The organism is Enterobacter cloacae complex sp. P24RS, assembly GCF_014982165.1.
Lineage (GTDB): Bacteria > Pseudomonadota > Gammaproteobacteria > Enterobacterales > Enterobacteriaceae > Enterobacter > Enterobacter quasihormaechei.
The window spans coordinates 30,584-47,101 of record NZ_JADCKU010000004.1 but is presented as its reverse complement, the minus strand read 5'-3'; the positions used below and the strand labels follow the sequence as shown (position 1 = coordinate 47,101).

20 protein-coding genes are annotated in these 16,518 nt (G+C 55.3%); 13 read left to right on the top strand and 7 right to left on the bottom strand.

Features of this window, described 5'->3' with window-relative positions; genetic code table 11:
* Positions 1 to 6 precede the first annotated feature (6 nt).
* Positions 7 to 2,043 carry a TIM-barrel domain-containing protein gene (locus tag INF58_RS04675; protein ID WP_193527123.1) on the top strand — a complete coding sequence of 679 codons (2,037 nt, stop codon included), beginning with the start codon at positions 7 to 9 and terminating at the stop codon, positions 2,041 to 2,043.
* A 106-nt stretch (positions 2,044 to 2,149) separates the two neighbouring features.
* Positions 2,150 to 2,596: a DUF441 domain-containing protein gene (locus INF58_RS04670; RefSeq protein ID WP_063449023.1), complete on the top strand. Its 447-nt coding sequence runs from the start codon at positions 2,150 to 2,152 to the stop codon at positions 2,594 to 2,596.
* Here INF58_RS04670 and INF58_RS04665 read toward each other — a convergent pair.
* Positions 2,580 to 3,371, bottom strand: coding sequence for a helix-turn-helix transcriptional regulator (locus INF58_RS04665; protein ID WP_107535147.1), 792 nt, complete (start codon positions 3,369 to 3,371; stop codon positions 2,580 to 2,582). The genes INF58_RS04670 and INF58_RS04665 overlap by 17 nt on opposite strands.
* Positions 3,372 to 3,470: 99 nt before the next feature.
* Here INF58_RS04665 and INF58_RS04660 point away from each other — a divergent pair, with 99 nt between their 5' ends.
* Positions 3,471 to 4,658: a CynX/NimT family MFS transporter gene (locus INF58_RS04660; RefSeq protein ID WP_131638139.1), complete on the top strand. Its 1,188-nt coding sequence runs from the start codon at positions 3,471 to 3,473 to the stop codon at positions 4,656 to 4,658.
* Positions 4,659 to 4,687: 29 nt separating this feature from the next.
* Here the strand turns inward: INF58_RS04660 and INF58_RS04655 are convergent, their stop codons facing one another.
* The gene (locus INF58_RS04655; RefSeq protein WP_112791739.1) at positions 4,688 to 5,395 is read right to left on the bottom strand and encodes a CTP synthase; all 708 of its coding nucleotides are present in this window, start codon (positions 5,393 to 5,395) and stop codon (positions 4,688 to 4,690) included.
* Positions 5,396 to 5,546: 151 nt separating this feature from the next.
* On the opposite strand from INF58_RS04655, the gene INF58_RS04650 reads away from it, so the two are divergent.
* Entirely contained in the window at positions 5,547 to 5,891 is a 345-nt protein-coding gene (locus INF58_RS04650) for a DUF488 domain-containing protein (protein WP_193527122.1), read from the top strand.
* Here the strand turns inward: INF58_RS04650 and INF58_RS04645 are convergent, their stop codons facing one another.
* Complete coding sequence (locus INF58_RS04645; protein WP_193527121.1) at positions 5,892 to 6,197, bottom strand: hypothetical protein; 306 nt, start codon at positions 6,195 to 6,197, stop codon at positions 5,892 to 5,894.
* Between the two features lie 80 nt (positions 6,198 to 6,277).
* Positions 6,278 to 6,532: a DUF333 domain-containing protein gene (locus INF58_RS04640; RefSeq protein WP_077221079.1), complete on the bottom strand. Its 255-nt coding sequence runs from the start codon at positions 6,530 to 6,532 to the stop codon at positions 6,278 to 6,280.
* 312 nt (positions 6,533 to 6,844) lie between these two features.
* Between INF58_RS04640 and INF58_RS04635 the strand changes: the two genes are divergently transcribed.
* Together INF58_RS04635 and INF58_RS04630 are read left to right on the top strand one after the other, a co-directional pair.
* Complete coding sequence (locus INF58_RS04635) at positions 6,845 to 7,873, top strand: sensor domain-containing diguanylate cyclase (protein WP_193527120.1); 1,029 nt, start codon at positions 6,845 to 6,847, stop codon at positions 7,871 to 7,873.
* 45 nt (positions 7,874 to 7,918) lie between these two features.
* On the top strand, positions 7,919 to 8,017 hold the full coding sequence (locus INF58_RS04630; protein ID WP_015570793.1) for a YoaK family small membrane protein: 99 nt from the start codon (positions 7,919 to 7,921) through the stop codon (positions 8,015 to 8,017).
* A gap of 126 nt (positions 8,018 to 8,143) precedes the next feature.
* Here INF58_RS04630 and INF58_RS04625 read toward each other — a convergent pair whose 3' ends face one another.
* Entirely contained in the window at positions 8,144 to 8,392 is a 249-nt protein-coding gene (locus tag INF58_RS04625; protein ID WP_003857896.1) for a GlsB/YeaQ/YmgE family stress response membrane protein, read from the bottom strand.
* Between the two features lie 368 nt (positions 8,393 to 8,760).
* Between INF58_RS04625 and yncL the strand changes: the two genes are divergently transcribed.
* Together yncL and INF58_RS04615 are read left to right on the top strand one after the other, a co-directional pair.
* Positions 8,761 to 8,853 carry a stress response membrane protein YncL gene (gene yncL / locus INF58_RS21065; RefSeq protein ID WP_227415024.1) on the top strand — a complete coding sequence of 31 codons (93 nt, stop codon included), beginning with the start codon at positions 8,761 to 8,763 and terminating at the stop codon, positions 8,851 to 8,853.
* 111 nt (positions 8,854 to 8,964) lie between these two features.
* Positions 8,965 to 10,464: an EAL domain-containing protein gene (locus INF58_RS04615; RefSeq protein WP_193527118.1), complete on the top strand. Its 1,500-nt coding sequence runs from the start codon at positions 8,965 to 8,967 to the stop codon at positions 10,462 to 10,464.
* Between the two features lie 4 nt (positions 10,465 to 10,468).
* On the opposite strand, the gene INF58_RS04610 is transcribed toward INF58_RS04615, so the two are convergent.
* Positions 10,469 to 10,714 (bottom strand): YmjA family protein, encoded by a 246-nt coding sequence (locus INF58_RS04610; protein WP_063866392.1) that lies wholly within the window; start codon positions 10,712 to 10,714, stop codon positions 10,469 to 10,471.
* Between the two features lie 74 nt (positions 10,715 to 10,788).
* Positions 10,789 to 12,039, bottom strand: a complete 1,251-nt coding sequence (gene icd / locus INF58_RS04605; RefSeq protein ID WP_045327001.1) for an NADP-dependent isocitrate dehydrogenase — start codon at positions 12,037 to 12,039, stop codon at positions 10,789 to 10,791.
* Positions 12,040 to 12,156: 117 nt separating this feature from the next.
* On the opposite strand from icd, the gene rluE reads away from it, so the two are divergent.
* From rluE to purB, 5 genes are read left to right on the top strand one after another with little or no spacing between them, the layout of a single operon-like run.
* A complete protein-coding gene (gene rluE / locus INF58_RS04600) occupies positions 12,157 to 12,819 on the top strand; it encodes a 23S rRNA pseudouridine(2457) synthase RluE (RefSeq protein ID WP_193527117.1) in 663 nt (220 codons plus the stop codon).
* A complete protein-coding gene (locus INF58_RS04595; protein WP_063449033.1) occupies positions 12,819 to 13,292 on the top strand; it encodes an NUDIX hydrolase in 474 nt (157 codons plus the stop codon). Before rluE ends, INF58_RS04595 begins: the two co-directional genes overlap by 1 nt.
* 40 nt (positions 13,293 to 13,332) lie before the next feature.
* Positions 13,333 to 14,445: a tRNA 2-thiouridine(34) synthase MnmA gene (gene mnmA, locus INF58_RS04590; protein ID WP_063449034.1), complete on the top strand. Its 1,113-nt coding sequence runs from the start codon at positions 13,333 to 13,335 to the stop codon at positions 14,443 to 14,445.
* Positions 14,446 to 14,472: 27 nt separating this feature from the next.
* Positions 14,473 to 15,102, top strand: a complete 630-nt coding sequence (hflD, locus tag INF58_RS04585; protein ID WP_006809213.1) for a high frequency lysogenization protein HflD — start codon at positions 14,473 to 14,475, stop codon at positions 15,100 to 15,102.
* A 19-nt stretch (positions 15,103 to 15,121) separates the two neighbouring features.
* Positions 15,122 to 16,492 (top strand): adenylosuccinate lyase, encoded by a 1,371-nt coding sequence (gene purB / locus INF58_RS04580; protein WP_193527116.1) that lies wholly within the window; start codon positions 15,122 to 15,124, stop codon positions 16,490 to 16,492.
* The last annotated feature ends 26 nt before the right edge of the window (positions 16,493 to 16,518 follow it).

The following is a 16,518-nucleotide window of genomic DNA, read 5'->3' as shown; positions in this document are numbered from 1 at the left end:
TTATCCATGAGTGAGCTGATTCAACATTCCAACAGTATCGAGTGGCGTTTTGAACGTCAGATCCTGCGTATTGAACCCTGGGGGGAAAACAGCCTGCGCGTCAGGGCCACCTGTTCCCCGACGTTCGATGAAGCCTTGCAGGCGCTGTTACCCGCTGCACCTTGCCAGGCTGAAATCGTCGCCGAAGCGGAAAGCCTGACGCTGCGCAACGGCAATATCACCGCGAGGCTGAACCTTAAAGGTCAGCTGGCCTTTTACAATCAGCGCGGTGAGCTGCTGCTGGAGGAGATGTGGCGCCAGCGTTCTACGGTCGGTATCGGTGCCAGCGAGAAAAGTCAGGATAAATACGTCAGCGCCCTGAAGCTGGATGGCCGCGAATTTGAGCCGCTGATGGGCGGCAAATATCAGCTCACCGTCCGGTTTGAATCGCGTCCGGAAGAACGCCTCTATGGCATGGGTCAGTATCAACAGCCGTGGCTGGATCTGAAAGGCTGCACGCTGGAACTGGCGCAGCGCAACTCCCAGGCAAGCGTCCCCTTTATGCAGTCCAGCCTTGGCTATGGCCTGCTGTGGAACAACCCGGCGATTGGCGAAGCCAGCTTTGCAAAAAACCAGACGGAATGGCGCGCCCGGGTCACAGGTGAAATGGACTACTGGATCACCGCCGCTGACACGGTGGCGGAGATCACCCGCCAGTATGTGAAAGCCACCGGTATGCCCCCGGCAGCCCCGGCATTTATCAGCGGGCTGTGGCAGTGTAAATTGCGATACCGCACCCAGCAGGAGGTGCTGGAGGTCGCGCGGGAGTATCGCCGCCGTAACCTGCCGCTGTCGGTCATGGTCATCGACTTTTTCCACTGGCCGAATCAGGGCACCTGGTGCTTCGATCCCGTGGACTGGCCCGATCCTAAAGCAATGGTCGACGAACTGCGCGAAATGGGTATTGCGCTGATGGTGTCGGTGTGGCCAACGGTAGAGGCGCGCAGCCCCCTCTACCCGCAGATGAAAGCCAAAGGCTGGCTTGTCAGCAGTGAACGCGGCGTGCAGGTTAACCTCGATTTTATGGGCAATACGACGTTCTTTGACGCCACGCATCCCGAGGCGCGCGAGTTTGTCTGGGATACGGTGAAGCAAAACTACTACGACTTGGGCATCAAACAGTTCTGGCTCGACGAAGCGGAACCGGAGTACCGCGCCTATGATTTTGATAACTATCGCTACCACGCCGGTCCGGTGCTGGAAGTGGGCAACCGCTACCCGCGCGATTTTGCGCAGGGCTTTTACGATGGGCTACAGGCAAACGGTGAAACTGAGATAGTTAACCTGGTACGCTGCGCCTGGGCAGGCAGCCAGCGCTATGGCGTGCTGGCGTGGTCGGGTGATGTCCACTCTTCGTTCCATGCTTTTCGCAATCAGCTCGCCGCCGGACTGAATATGGGGCTGGCGGGTATCCCGTGGTGGACTACCGATATCGGCGGCTTCCAGGGAGGGAATGTCAACGACCCGGCGTTCCACGAATTGCTGATCCGCTGGTTCCAGTGGGCGGTGTTTACGCCGGTTCTGCGCATGCACGGCTATCGCGAGCCGCAGATCCAGCCCCCGGAGCGCTATCGGGACGGTATTCCTCAATGTAACAGCGGTTCGCCTAATGAGCTATGGAGTTACGGAGAAGAGAATTACGCCATCATGCAGCACTGGCTTACCGTGCGCGAAACCCTGCGCCCGTATATTGACGCGCTGTACCAGCAGGCGCATCTGCACGGAGACCCGCTAATGCGTCCGCTGTTCTGGCACTATCCGCAGGATAAGCAGAGCTGGGCGTGTGAAGATCAGTATCTGTTTGGCGAAGATCTTCTCGTGGCGCCGGTTATGCAGGCCGGTCAGCGTGAGCGCGATGTCTGGTTACCGAATGGCAATAGCTGGGTCGCCCTTAACGGCGAACGCTACCCCGGCGGGGAGCATATCCGGGTGCCCGCGACGCTGGAAACCATCCCGGTGTTTATCCGCGACGGGAGTCCGCTTATCCCGCAACTGGTGAACTGACTTCAGGCAAGCGCCCAAAAATAGACAATTTTTTCAGTAAAGCCTGCCTGCCGTCGCGTTTGCGCGTAAAGTAAGCAGGCTTACTATTTTTGGCAAGGATCCCGTCATGCTCGACCCTACTCTGCTTATACTTCTGGCCCTGGCTGCTTTGGGTTTTATCAGCCACAACACCACCGTCGCGATTTCCATTCTGGTACTGATCATCGTTCGCGTTACGCCGTTAAACACCTTCTTCCCGTGGATTGAAAAACAGGGGCTAACCATCGGGATCATTATTTTGACCATCGGCGTGATGGCACCGATTGCCAGCGGAACGCTGCCGGCCTCAACGCTGCTGCACTCCTTTGTGAACTGGAAATCGCTGGTGGCGATTGCGGTGGGCGTTTTTGTCTCCTGGCTTGGCGGACGCGGCGTGACGCTGATGAGCAGCCAGCCCTCACTGGTGGCCGGCCTGCTGGTGGGCACCGTGCTGGGCGTGGCGCTGTTTCGTGGCGTGCCGGTTGGCCCGCTGATTGCTGCCGGGCTGGTTTCGCTGTTTATCGGGAAGTCGTAGTCAGGCTGGCGATATAGCGGGCGGGCGTCTGCCCCAGCCCTTTCTTAAACATGGTGATAAAGGCGGTGGTGGAGTCATACCCCAGCGCCTGCGCCGCCTGCTGTACTGACTTCCCGCCGATCAAAAACTGCAACGCGACAATCAGCTGGAGCTGGTGTCGCCAGCGGCGAAAGCTTAACCCGGTCTCTTTCACCACCAGCCGTGCCAGATTGCGCTCGCTCATGGCAAAGTGGCTGGCCCACTGGGCCAGCGTCTGCCAGGCGGCAGGCTCATTTGCCATGGTCTCACTCATCAGGCGAATTTTCGGATGCGGAGAAACCGGCAGCTGGAGATGCTCCTGCGGTTGCAGGGGCAGTTCGTCAAACAGGACGTCAACCAGTCGGCCAGTCGCGGGAAGCGGCAGTTCTTCCCGCGACCTGTCCGCGAGCGCCAGCACCAGCTCCCGCACCAGGGGCGATATTTTCAGCGTACAGGTACGCGCCGGCAGGTCGAGCGCGCCGGGTTCAATAAACAGCAGGCAGAGCTGCGCGCCGGGCGTCGCCCTGTTGCTGTGCGGCGTTTGACCCGGGATCCACACCGCATACTGGGGCGGCACCATCAGCATCGCGTTTTCCACTTCGCAGGTTATCGCCCCACCCAGCGCCATAATCAGCTGCCCTTTGCGGTGCTGATGAAGCGGAATAAATTGTTCTTGTGCCACCACGCGGATGCGAAAAGCCACCGCCGCATCGTGCTGGCTGTCGGGATCGTAGCCGTCGAGCCCCAGTCCGTACATAAAGTTGTCCGATATTAGCGATAAACTGTCATTTTAGCCTGATTTCAACCACGACTTAAATCGGTATTGTATGCGCTCGCCTGAACGTAAGAGACAATAATGACTACTGCTATTCAACCTTCCGGGAAACAGGGTGCGCTGCTGGTTGCAGGTATCCTGATGATTGCCACGACGCTGCGCGTCACGTTTACCGGCGTCGCCCCCCTGCTCGACACCATCCGTCAGGACTATGGCTTAAGCACGGCGCAAACCGGTCTGCTCACGACGCTGCCGCTGCTGGCCTTCGCCTTAATCTCTCCCCTTGCCGCAGGCGTCGCCCGGCGGTTGGGCATGGAGCGCAGCCTTTTTATCGCGCTGCTGCTGATATGCATCGGGATTGGCATCCGTTCGCTGCCGTCGGCGTCGCTGCTGTTTATCGGTACGGCGGTTGTTGGCTGCGGGATTGCGCTGGGCAATGTCCTGTTACCCGGACTAATCAAACGCGATTTTCCGGGCCAGGTCGCAAAACTCACGGGAGCGTATTCGCTGACGATGGGGGCCGCCGCTGCCGCAGGGTCGGCGCTGATCGTCCCGCTGTCGCTGGGGAATGCCGGCTGGCACGGGGCGCTGCTGATGCTGATGTTCTTCCCGCTGGTGGCGCTGCTGCTGTGGTTACCGCAATGGCGCCAGAAGCCCGCCGCTACCCTGACGGGTGCGGGCGCGCTGCACAACCGGGCCATCTGGCGCTCCGCCCTTGCCTGGCAGGTGACGCTTTTTCTGGGCATCAACTCACTGATTTACTACGTCATAATCGGCTGGTTGCCCGCAATTCTGATCAGCCACGGCTACAGCGAAACGCAGGCGGGCTCCATGCACGGCCTTCTCCAGCTGGCCACCGCTGTTCCCGGTCTCGCCATTCCGCTTATCCTGCACCGTCTTCGCGATCAGCGTGGCATTGCCGGGCTTGTCGCCCTGATGTGCGCCGTAAGCGCGGCCGGGTTCTGGTTTGCGCCGCAGCTGGCCGTCGTCTGGACGCTGGTGTTTGGCTTCGGATCCGGCGCCACCATGATCCTCGGCCTGACCTTTATCGGGCTGCGCGCCAGTTCGGCCCATCAGGCCGCCGCGCTCTCCGGCATGGCACAGTCCATTGGCTATCTTCTGGCGGCCTGTGGGCCACCGCTGATGGGGAAAATTCACGATACCGCCGGAGACTGGCGCATTCCGCTGCTCGCCTGCGCGCTGGCTGCGGTGGTGATGGCCCTGTGCGGCATGCTGGCCGGGCGCGATCGGGAAATCACACCCCGCTGATACACAAGGGACCTTTCGGTCTGCTTTTTTTATGCCTGCGCCGCCCGCAGCATGGCCTGGGCCAGCACCACCGGGCGCCCTTGCAGCGCGGCTCGCTCATGCTGGAACAGGGTGATCACAAAGAAGGGGTGGGTCACCAGCTCTGCCGCGCGGATCTCGCCCTGCTCGTCCCAGCCCGTCACGCGCATGTCGCCCCGCTCAAGCTGCCGGGCAAACTCAGGCGAGACGCCGTAATTGCAGTGATACCCTTCCTGAATTTCCGGCTTTCCGTACGCTTTGGCAATCAGGGTGTTGTTCCGCAGTTCGATCGCGTCGGTTTGTTCCACCAGTGAGCAGGCCAGCGGCGCAATCACCATCCTCCCTTCGGTATCGGTTTCGGCATGGCCTGCATCGTGCCAGCCCAGCACGTTGCGCGCATATTCAATCAGCGCATGCTGGAACCCGCCGCAGGTGCCGAGAAAAGGGATGCTGTTTTCGCGCGCGTAACGCGCCGCAATAAACGCCGCCTCGGTGTTTTTATACGGGCTTGCCGGAACCAGCCAGATGGCATCGTAACCGACCAGGTCTTCGGGACTGGTGAGCTCAGGCGTGGCGAGCCAGTCATAATCCGCGGTGAGATCCAGAACCGCAGCGGCGTCATCAATCGCCAGCGGGATAGCCTGGTGCGCAATAACATCGGGATTGTAATCACCAACCAGCGCAATGCGCAGCGTCGTTTTAACCGGGGAGAGTTCCATGAGAGATTCCTTATGCCGGAGGATTTTCAGATAACATAAGGAACCTCAGACTACCGATCTTTTGCAATTATCACAATACCTTAAATTGGGTGGATAAAAGCCTGGTGCTATAGTGTTCTTGCTGAACGTCACACGGTAGGGAGGAAAACGGATGATTCAATGCAAACGCGTGTATGAAGAGGCAACGTCAGACGATGGTTACCGGGTGCTGGTAGACAGACTCTGGCCGCGAGGAATGAAAAAGAGCGATCTCGCCTACGATGAGTGGTGCAAATCGCTAACGCCGTCGAGCGAACTGCGTAAAGCCTTCCACGGTGAAGCGATCGATTTCACCGCGTTCAGTGAAGCCTATCGAAAAGAGCTGGCGCAGCATCAGGATGAAGGCAAGCGCCTGGCGGCCCTCGCCCGACAGCAGACCGTGACGCTACTCTTTGGTGCGAAAAATACGGAGCAGAATCACGCGCAGGTGCTGGCGGACTGGTTGCGGAGATTTTGATTAGCCGATCGCCAGCTCATCAACGATGCGTGGCATCTCGTCCGGCGTCAGCGGCATCAGATGTTCCGGGCGAACAAACGCAAAACCGTGCTGGTTATCAAATGCGTAGACATCACCGGTGACCAGCCACAGCGGGCGCGCTGACGTGGTGGGTAACTGCGTCATGACGCCGTTGACCGGGTTCACAAAACGCTGGCCTGGCTGACAGAGGCCAAACAGCTCAACGGATTTACCAATATTTCGACGGCCTGCCGTCGTACGCGCACCCACGATCATCGCCATGCTGCCCGGTTTTAACTGAAACATACTTCTTCTCGCAAACGTGCTGCCAGAAACTGGCTAAGAATAATCCTAAAGAGAAGTGTATCGCAGTTTTATTGCCGTTGTCATCTGGTCGGTTGCGGATGATCGCGGCGGTAGAGATCCCATTCATCGATCGTTTCTCCGCCTGGCAGTTTGCACTCGGTACGTACGCCCTGAGGGCTTTGAACAGGGATTTGCTCTCCCCCTTTCTCCAGACAGTACACTGACGCCGGGTTTGCCATACCAATAGCGTGCGGCGGCTCAGGCGCATCGGGAGGGGGTGTCTTTGTTGAGCATGCGGCCAGCGGTAGTACCAGTGCCAGGAAAAGATATTTCATTTTCACGATCCTTCAGGGTGTTGAAAACGTCAGAGTAACGGGTCATCGCCGTTTTCTCCATGATTTCTCCATTAAACCTGCACGATTAGTCCCTATAGTGGGGTCTGTTCTCACTCTGACCAGAGAACATCATTCCGTAATCAAGATGTTTTGCCCCGGCCTTCGCGTCGGGGCTTTTTTTTAGCACGCCCGCCCTGGTTTCCAGAAGAATATATAAAATTTCCCCTATTCATGTTTAACTATGACCGGAGTCTATAATTTCAGCATAACATGCAGTTACAGAGGTCTTCTGCATGGGAGTCAACCTGCTTTATGTCAGATATCATTCTTGCCCGTGTTTCAGAAACCCTCGCCACCGAGCAATCTCTCGACAGTCTGGTGCGTCAGCTACTGGAAATGCTGGAAATTGTGACCGATATGGAATCAACCTACCTGACCAAAATCGATATCAATGCGCGTTTACAGCACATTTTATATGCCCGTAACAGCAAGCAAATGCAGATCCCGGAAGGGTTCAGCGTGCCCTGGGACGAAACGCTGTGTAAGCGCGCCATGGATAGCGACACGTTGTTCAGTAACGAGGTGCCTGAACGCTGGCCAGAATGTGAGGCTGCTAAAGCGCTGGGGATTACGACCTATATGAGCGTGCCGGTTCACCTTGCTGACGGTACCTTGTACGGCACGCTATGCGCGGCAAGCACCGCACAGAAACAGTTCAGCGAGCGTGGCGAGCAGGTCATCAGACTCTTTGCCGGGCTAATTGGTCAGTACATTCAGAAAGAGTCGCTGGTGCTTCAGCTTCGCGAAGCCAACGCCGCGCTCATTGCCTACTCATACACCGACGCCCTTACCGGCCTGCCAAACCGCCGCGCCATTTTTGAAAATCTCACCACCCTATTCTCACTGGCGCGCCATCTTAACCGCAACGTCATGATTGCCTTTATTGACCTCGATGACTTCAAGCGAATCAATGACCAGTACGGTCATGAAGCGGGCGATCGGTTCCTCGTTCAGGTCGGCAATCGGCTGACGCACGAGCAAACGCAGGACGAAATTATCGGCCGGCTCGGCGGCGATGAATTTCTGGTTGCCAGCCTGAGTAACAACAATGATGGCGACACCAGCTCAGAGGTCAGCGCAATCAAAACCCGCCTCAACGGTCGTATCGCGGGCGAATACGGGTTAGGAAATGTCACTATTCTCTATCCCGGTGCAAGCTATGGCGTCGTTATTGTGGACCCTCACAGCACGGATGAAGATAGCGCCCTGCGCACCGCAGATCTCGCGATGTATCAGGATAAAAAGGGAAAAAGCAAAACAGGCTTTGTCGCGTTAGATTAAAACCGTACACTCTACGGCCTTATACAAACTCAAACAGGTGATGGCATGAGAATAGGGATCCTCTTTCCGGTTGTTATTTTTATCACGGCGGTGGTGTTTTTAGGCTGGTTTTTCCTTGGCGGATACGCCGCGCCGGGGGCATAAGTGAGAAAAACGACCCTCATCATGTTGATTGTGGCCATCGTAGCCGTAGCCGGTACCCAGCTGGGCTGGTGGTAACCCAAAGTAAAAAGGCCGCCATCAGGCAGCCTTTTTTAACACAGTTCAGATTTAGCTTTTGATTTTTCTGTAGATAAACAGAACAACCAGCGCGCCAATCACCGCGACGACAAAGCTGCCGAAGTTGAAGCCATCAACTCTGCCAAAGCCGAACAGGGTACTGATCCAGCCACCAACGACTGCACCCACAATCCCCAGAATGATCGTGACGATGAAACCGCCGCCATCTTTGCCCGGCATAATCCACTTCGCCAGGATACCCGCAATCAGCCCAAAGATAATCCAGGATAAAATTCCCATAGCTTTCCTCTCCGTATGGTTTTTGTCATTAAATCAACGACACAGAAAAGGATAGCACAGGATTTGAGAAAGGAAATTTGTGATAAGAATCACACGGTTCGTTTGAGTAAAATCTGAACAGTAAAAATTTGCCGTTCCACATGAATCGTGGGGTTGCATCTTTTGTTGAGAAAGATTATCTTTCTCAATACTGAATAGTTGAGCAAATCACTCAGGTATTCAGTACGACATTGCTCACATTGCTTCCAGTATTTCTTGCCCACTTTTTAGTGGGCTTTTTTTTGCCTGAACCCACCAAAATCTGGCGTTTTATCACAGGTGGCGAAACGCTATTCTCTGTGGCTACTGAACAGCAAAGAATTGATAACATGAACGTATCGAGCAAATTTGTCATCTGCCTGAATCTAATTTCTGCCAGTACGCTACTGTTACTGCTCTCCACACGGTTTGAGTGGTTATGAATGGAATGTAGCCTGCACGGCGATACCGTGCTGGCTCTTCTCTCATACTTGTAGCTTTTATGACCTGTGTTAAGATCCCTGCACCTCAGGACGTGGCGGGACAGCAGGAATATGAAGAAGGCCATTAGCGTTGCTATCATCTCAACCTTTCTGGTCGTCCTGTCGCTGTATGCTGTTAACGCCATCATCGTTGAACAGCAAAAGGACCGGCAGACGGAGATCTCCCACACGCTGTTACGCTATTCCGAAGACTTGACGCAAATTATCGCCAGCACGCTTAAAACGACTTCCGCGAAGGGATGCGATAGCGCGAGTCTGAACGACTACCGTAAATTAAAGATGCAGAGTCTCTATTTCGCCGATGTGGGGTTTATTGAAAATGGGAAAATCACCTGCACCGCATTTTGGGGCAAGCTGGCAAATCCCATCGCCCTTCCCTCTGAGCTTCATGACACTCTGAACGGATTCAGCCTGGCGCAATTTTCACAGAAAGATTTCTTTGTGGGCAATGCGACAATTTATAACCATCTTATTATCTTCACGTCACGTACAGCCTACGATAAATTTTCTCCCGTTACCGCCAACTATTCACTTCGTTCTTCCACGAAAGATTTCGACCGGACCTTTTTCACCGTTACGTCTCCTACAGATAACCTTAGCCGCCTGTCGTCTCTGCTATTCACGCAGACCGTGACGCAGTGCAGCACCCGCTGGGATTTGTGCGTTACCGTCACCCACCACAATGCCGGACTGGCATCGCTGTCCCGCATAGTGATGGTGCTCCTGTGCCTGTTCTTATACTTTATCTGGGTATCGCTGACGCTGTTTTCTCTGCGACTTTATGAAGACCGGCTATCTCTGGAACGAACGCTGGTCAAGGCGGTGAAAGCGAATACCATCAGCGTACACTTTCAGCCCGTTATTCGGGTTGCTGATAAGAAAATCGTTGGGGTTGAAGTGTTATCGAGATGGCAGGATAACAATCACAAAGAGGTTTCTCCCGAGCTGTTTATCCCGTTGATTAAAAAAATTGGGCTGTATAACGTTTATTACCGGAACATGATTAAAAAATCCCTGTCGGAAATTGCCGCGCTGGCCACTGAACATCAGCTCATGATTTCACTGAACGTGGGGCGAACGGAAATTGAAGACGGCAAATTCCTGGCGGTATTACGCCATGAATGCCTACAGCACGCGCTTCCCTTATCGTTAATAAAGGTCGAATTATCCGAGAATGGCGTGTCCACCTCGGCCATCCTTGAAGAGTTTTGTGAGGAGCTTAAATCGGCAGGCGTCAAAATTTCAATAGACGATTTTGGCGTGCAAAATTCTAATCTGGCCAGGCTGTCAAACCTCAAGTATGACGAAATCAAAGTGGATAAGTCGTTAGTGGATGGCATCAATGAGCATTATAAACAGGATATTCTGGCGATCTTTTGCGACGCGCTCGCTAAGCTGCACAAAACTCTCGTGTTTGAGGGCGTCGAAAGCGAAACGCAATATCAGTTTATCGCCCAGAGATATCCTGATGCCCTCGTGCAAGGCTGGTACTTTTCAAAATCGTTAACCCGGCGCGACCTGGCCAGCCTGCTGGCAGACTCAGCGCGATGAAGCGTTATTCATTGCCCCATTGATTCAGAAAGTTTGCGATATCGTCAATGCGCGCTTCATCAATATGCGCCTCGACGGCCATCTCCCGCTGCGCCTCTTCACTGATTTCCTCATTGTTGTATAAGCGAGTGAGCAGCAGCTGGAAATAGCGTGCCAGCGGCGTACGCTCTGCCTCTTCGACCGGTTTCGCCGTTTCAGTCGCATACTCATCGACGATGTCATAATACTTGAGCGGGATATCATGGTTCATAGCGTTTTTCCGTCTTTTGTGCATAAAAAACGGGAACCCTCAGGCTCCCGTAGTCATTTAACCCAGCGAGTGGATTACATGTTCGCGATAATCGCGTCGCCAAACTCTGAGCATTTCAGAAGTTTAGCGCCTTCCATCAGACGTTCAAAGTCATAGGTGACGGTTTTCGCGTTAATCGCGCCTTCCATACCCTTAACGATCAGGTCTGCGGCTTCGAACCATTCCATATGACGCAGCATCATCTCTGCGGACAGAATGATAGAGCCTGGGTTGACTTTGTCCTGGCCCGCGTATTTCGGTGCAGTACCGTGAGTGGCTTCGAACAGAGCGCACTCGTCACCGATGTTCGCGCCCGGCGCGATACCGATACCGCCAACCTGAGCTGCCAGCGCATCAGAGATGTAGTCACCGTTCAGGTTCATACAGGCGATCACGTCATACTCAGCAGGACGCAGCAGGATCTGTTGCAGGAACGCATCGGCGATCACATCTTTAATGACGATCTCTTTACCGGTGTTCGGGTTCTTAATCTTCTGCCATGGGCCGCCGTCGATCAGCTCACCGCCGAACTCTTCGGTCGCCAGCTGGTAGCCCCAGTCTTTGAACGCGCCTTCGGTGAACTTCATGATGTTGCCTTTGTGCACCAGGGTCACAGAGTCACGGTCGTTGGTGATAGCGTATTCGATAGCTGCACGCACCAGACGCTTGGTCCCTTCTTCGGAGCACGGCTTAATGCCGATACCGCAATGCTCTGGGAAGCGAATTTTCTTCACGCCCATCTCTTCGCGCAGGAATTTGATCACTTTTTCTGCATCAGCAGAATCCGCTTTCCATTCGATACCGGCGTAGATGTCTTCTGAGTTTTCACGGAAGATAACCATGTCGGTCAGCTCCGGGTGCTTAACCGGGCTTGGGGTGCCCTGGTAGTAACGTACCGGACGCAGACACACATACAGATCCAGTTCCTGACGCAGCGCCACGTTCAGGGAGCGAATGCCGCCGCCAACTGGCGTGGTCAGAGGGCCTTTGATAGCAACGCGATAGTCGCGGATCAGGTCCAGCGTTTCGGCTGGCAGCCAGACGTCCTGGCCATAAACTTGAGTGGATTTTTCACCGGTGTAAATTTCCATCCAGGAAATTTTACGCTCGCCTTTGTAGGCTTTCTCAACAGCGGCATCAACCACTTTCAGCATTGCCGGGGTAACGTCTACGCCGATACCATCACCTTCGATGAACGGGATAATCGGGTTGTGAGGAACGTTAATCTTGCCGTTTTGCAGGGTGATCTTTTTACCTTCCGCCGGAACAACTACTTTGCTTTCCATTAACCTCTCCTTCGAGCGCTTCTGGTTGTTACTGATCTTATGTTAATAAATTGTAATGAGCCTTCCGATAGTACCTGATTGTCCGACGCCATGAAAGGTCTTCGTTATTAGGCTATAATGCGGCAATTGATAAAGCCTGAAAATACCATGAAGAAAACTTCTTTTAGAAAACACCGGGTTGAGCGATTCAGCTCACAACAAGCGACCAGAAGAACGCCAGAAACCCAGCCGACGCGGGTCATACTGTTCAATAAACCCTACGATGTTTTGCCGCAGTTTACCGATGAAGCCGGGCGCAGCACGCTGAAGGATTTTATACCCGTACAGGGTGTCTACGCGGCCGGGCGACTGGATCGCGACAGCGAAGGGCTGCTGGTGCTCACCAACGACGGCGTACTACAGGCCAGGCTCACTCAGCCGGGAAAACGTACCGGAAAAATTTACTACGTGCAGGTTGAAGGCGAGCCGGACGGCGCCTCGCTGGCAAAGCTGCGCAACGGCGTGACGTTAAACGACGGTCCCACCCTGCCTGCGGGTATTGAGCGCGTGAATGAGCCCGAGTGGCTGTGGCCGCGCAATCCGCCGATTCGTGAGCGCAAATCCATTCCTACCAGCTGGCTTAAAATTACCCTTTATGAAGGCCGCAACCGACAGGTCAGGCGCATGACTGCGCACGTGGGCTTCCCTACCCTACGACTCATTCGCTACGCGATGGGGAGCTACACGCTGGACGCACTGGCAAACGGGGAATGGCGTGACGTTACCCCCAAGGAGAACTGATGTTTAAACCTCATGTTACGGTCGCCTGCGTGGTCCACGCGCAGGGCAAATTCCTGGTGGTGGAAGAGACCATCAACGGCAAAGCGCTGTGGAATCAGCCAGCCGGGCACCTTGAAGCCAATGAAACCTTACTCCAGGCGGCAAAGCGCGAGCTGTGGGAGGAGACGGGGATCCGTGCCGAACCGCAGCACTTTATCCGCATGCATCAGTGGATAGCGCCTGACCGCACGCCTTTCCTGCGCTTTTTATTCGCCGTTGAGCTTAACGAAACGTGCGCCACTGAACCGCACGACGACGATATCGATCGCTGTCTGTGGGTGACTGCCGAGGAGATCCTGACCGCGCCAAACCTGCGCTCGCCGCTGGTTGCCGAAAGCATCCGCTGCTGGCAGTCTGCGGGCCGCCTGCCGCTGGATGTCATCGGAGAGTTTAACTGGCCGTTTACAGAGGGTGTCAATGGTGGGGGGGCGTGATAGAATACGCCGCCTTGAAGTTCAATGTCGTGAGTATTCCATGTCAGATAACAGCCAAAAAAAAGTGATCGTCGGCATGTCCGGCGGTGTCGATTCCTCCGTTTCCGCCTACCTGTTGCAGCAACAGGGCTATAAGGTGGAGGGCCTGTTCATGAAGAACTGGGAGGAAGACGATGGCGAGGAATACTGCACTGCCGCTGCGGATCTCGCCGATGCGCAGGCCGTGTGCGATAAGCTCGGCATCGAACTGCACACCGTTAACTTTGCCGCAGAATACTGGGACAACGTCTTTGAGCTTTTCCTTGAAGAGTACAAAGCGGGCCGCACGCCGAACCCGGATATCCTGTGCAACAAAGAGATCAAATTCAAAGCCTTCCTGGAATTCGCCGCTGAAGACCTGGGCGCGGATTACATCGCGACCGGCCACTACGTGCGTCGCGCGGATGTGAATGGCAAAAGCCAGCTGCTGCGCGGTCTGGACGGCAACAAAGATCAGAGCTACTTCCTTTATACGCTGAGCCACGAACAGATTGCCCAGAGCCTGTTCCCGGTCGGCGAGCTGGAAAAGCCGGAAGTGCGTAAAATTGCTGAAGAGCTGGATCTGATCACCGCGAAGAAAAAAGACTCCACCGGTATCTGCTTTATCGGCGAGCGTAAATTCCGCGAATTCCTGGGCCGCTATCTGCCTGCACAACCGGGCAAAATTGTCACCGTTGATGGCGACGAAATCGGCCAGCATCAGGGACTGATGTACCACACCCTCGGCCAGCGCAAAGGTCTGGGTATTGGCGGCACCAAAGACGGCAGCGAAGATCCGTGGTACGTGGTCGACAAAGACGTCGAGAACAATATTCTGGTGGTGGCTCAGGGTCACGACCACCCGCGCCTGATGTCCGTTGGACTTATCGCGCAGCAGCTGCACTGGGTCGATCGCGAGCCGCTGAAAGGCACGCTGCGCTGCACCGTGAAAACGCGCTACCGCCAGACGGATATCCCTTGCACCGTAACCGCACTGGATGACGACCGCATTGACGTGCGTTTCGACGAGCCTGTTTCCGCCGTTACCCCTGGCCAGTCTGCTGTTTTCTACAGCGGCGACATTTGCCTCGGCGGTGGGATCATTGAACAGCGCCTGCCGCTGCCTGCTGTTTAAACCGTTTGCACACATAAAGGAGACCGTGTGGCGAAGAACTACTACGACATCACCCTGGCGCTGGCGGGAATTTGCCAGTCAGCCCGTCTGGTGCAACAGCTGGCGCATCAGGGTCATTGCGACGCCGATGCCCTGCACGTTTCACTGAACAGCGTTATCGATCTCAACCCGGGCTCCACGCTGGGCGTCTTTGGCGGCAGTGAAACCAACCTTCGTCTCGGTCTTGAAACCCTGCTCGGCGTGCTCAACGCCAGCAACCGTCAGGGATTGAACGCGGAACTGACCCGCTATACCTTAAGCCTGATGGTACTGGAACGTAAGCTGAACGCGGCAAAAGGGGCAATGAATACCCTGGGCGACCGCATCGCCGGGCTACAGCGCCAGCTCGACCATTTTGACCTCCAGTCTGAGACTCTGCTGAGCGCGATGGCGGGCATCTACGTCGACGTGATTAGCCCGCTCGGCCCGCGTATCCAGGTCACGGGTTCTCCTGCCGTATTGCAAAGCCCACAGGTGCAGGCGAAGGTTCGCGCCTCGCTGCTGGCAGGCATTCGTGCCGCGGTGCTGTGGCAACAGGTCGGCGGTGGCCGCCTACAGTTAATGTTTTCTCGTCATCGCCTGACGACTCAGGCAAAACAAATTCTTGCTCATTGTTAACCTCCCGGAGTTGCGAATTATGGAATTATCCTCACTGACCGCCGTATCCCCTGTCGATGGACGCTACGGCGATAAAGTCAGCGCGCTGCGCGGGATCTTCAGCGAATATGGCCTGCTGAAGTTCCGTGTTCAGGTTGAAGTACGCTGGCTGCAAAAGCTGGCCGCCCAGACAGCAATCAAGGAAGTTCCTGCTTTTGACGCAAAGGCAAACGATTACCTTGATAAAATCGTTGCTGAGTTCAGCGAAGAAGATGCCGCGCGCATTAAAACCATTGAACGCACCACCAACCACGATGTGAAAGCGGTTGAGTACTTCCTGAAAGAGAAAGTGGAAGGCGTCCCTGCCCTGCACGCGGTATCTGAATTTATTCACTTCGCCTGCACGTCTGAAGATATCAATAACCTGTCTCATGCGCTGATGCTCTCCACCGCGCGCAAAGAGGTGGTTCTGCCTTACTGGCGTAAAATCATTGATGCGGTGAAAGCCCTGTCCGTGGAGTACCGCGACATTCCGCTGCTGTCCCGTACGCACGGCCAGCCGGCAACCCCGTCCACCATGGGTAAAGAGATGGCGAACGTGGCGTACCGCATGGAACGCCAGTATCGTCAGCTGGAGCAGGTTGAGATCCTCGGCAAAATCAACGGCGCGGTGGGTAACTACAACGCCCACATCGCCGCGTACCCGGAAGTGGACTGGCACCAGTTCAGCGAAGCGTTCGTGACCTCTCTGGGCATTCAGTGGAACCCGTACACCACCCAGATTGAGCCGCATGACTACATCGCCGAGCTGTTTGACTGCATCGCGCGCTTCAACACCATCCTGATCGACTTCGATCGCGACGTCTGGGGTTATATCGCCCTGAATCACTTTAAGCAGAAGACCATCGCCGGGGAAATCGGTTCGTCCACCATGCCGCACAAGGTGAACCCAATCGACTTCGAAAACTCCGAAGGTAACCTGGGTCTGGCGAATGCCGTGTTGCAGCATATGGCGAGCAAGCTGCCGGTATCCCGCTGGCAGCGCGACCTGACCGACTCCACGGTGCTGCGTAACCTGGGCGTGGGCATTGGCTATGCGCTGATCGCGTATCAGTCTACCCTGAAAGGCGTGAGCAAACTGGAAGTGAACCGCGACCGACTGCTGGACGAACTGGATCACAACTGGGAAGTACTGGCGGAGCCGATTCAGACCGTGATGCGTCGTTACGGCATTGAAAAACCGTATGAGAAACTCAAGGAGCTGACCCGCGGTAAACGCGTTGATGCTGAAGGTATGAAGCAGTTTATCGACGGTCTGGCGCTGCCAGAAGAAGAAAAAGCGCGCCTTAAAGAGATGACCCCGGCAAACTATATTGGCCGTGCCATTACTATGGTTGACGAGCTGAAGTAATCGCCCTCCCCCTTTCCATCCGGAAA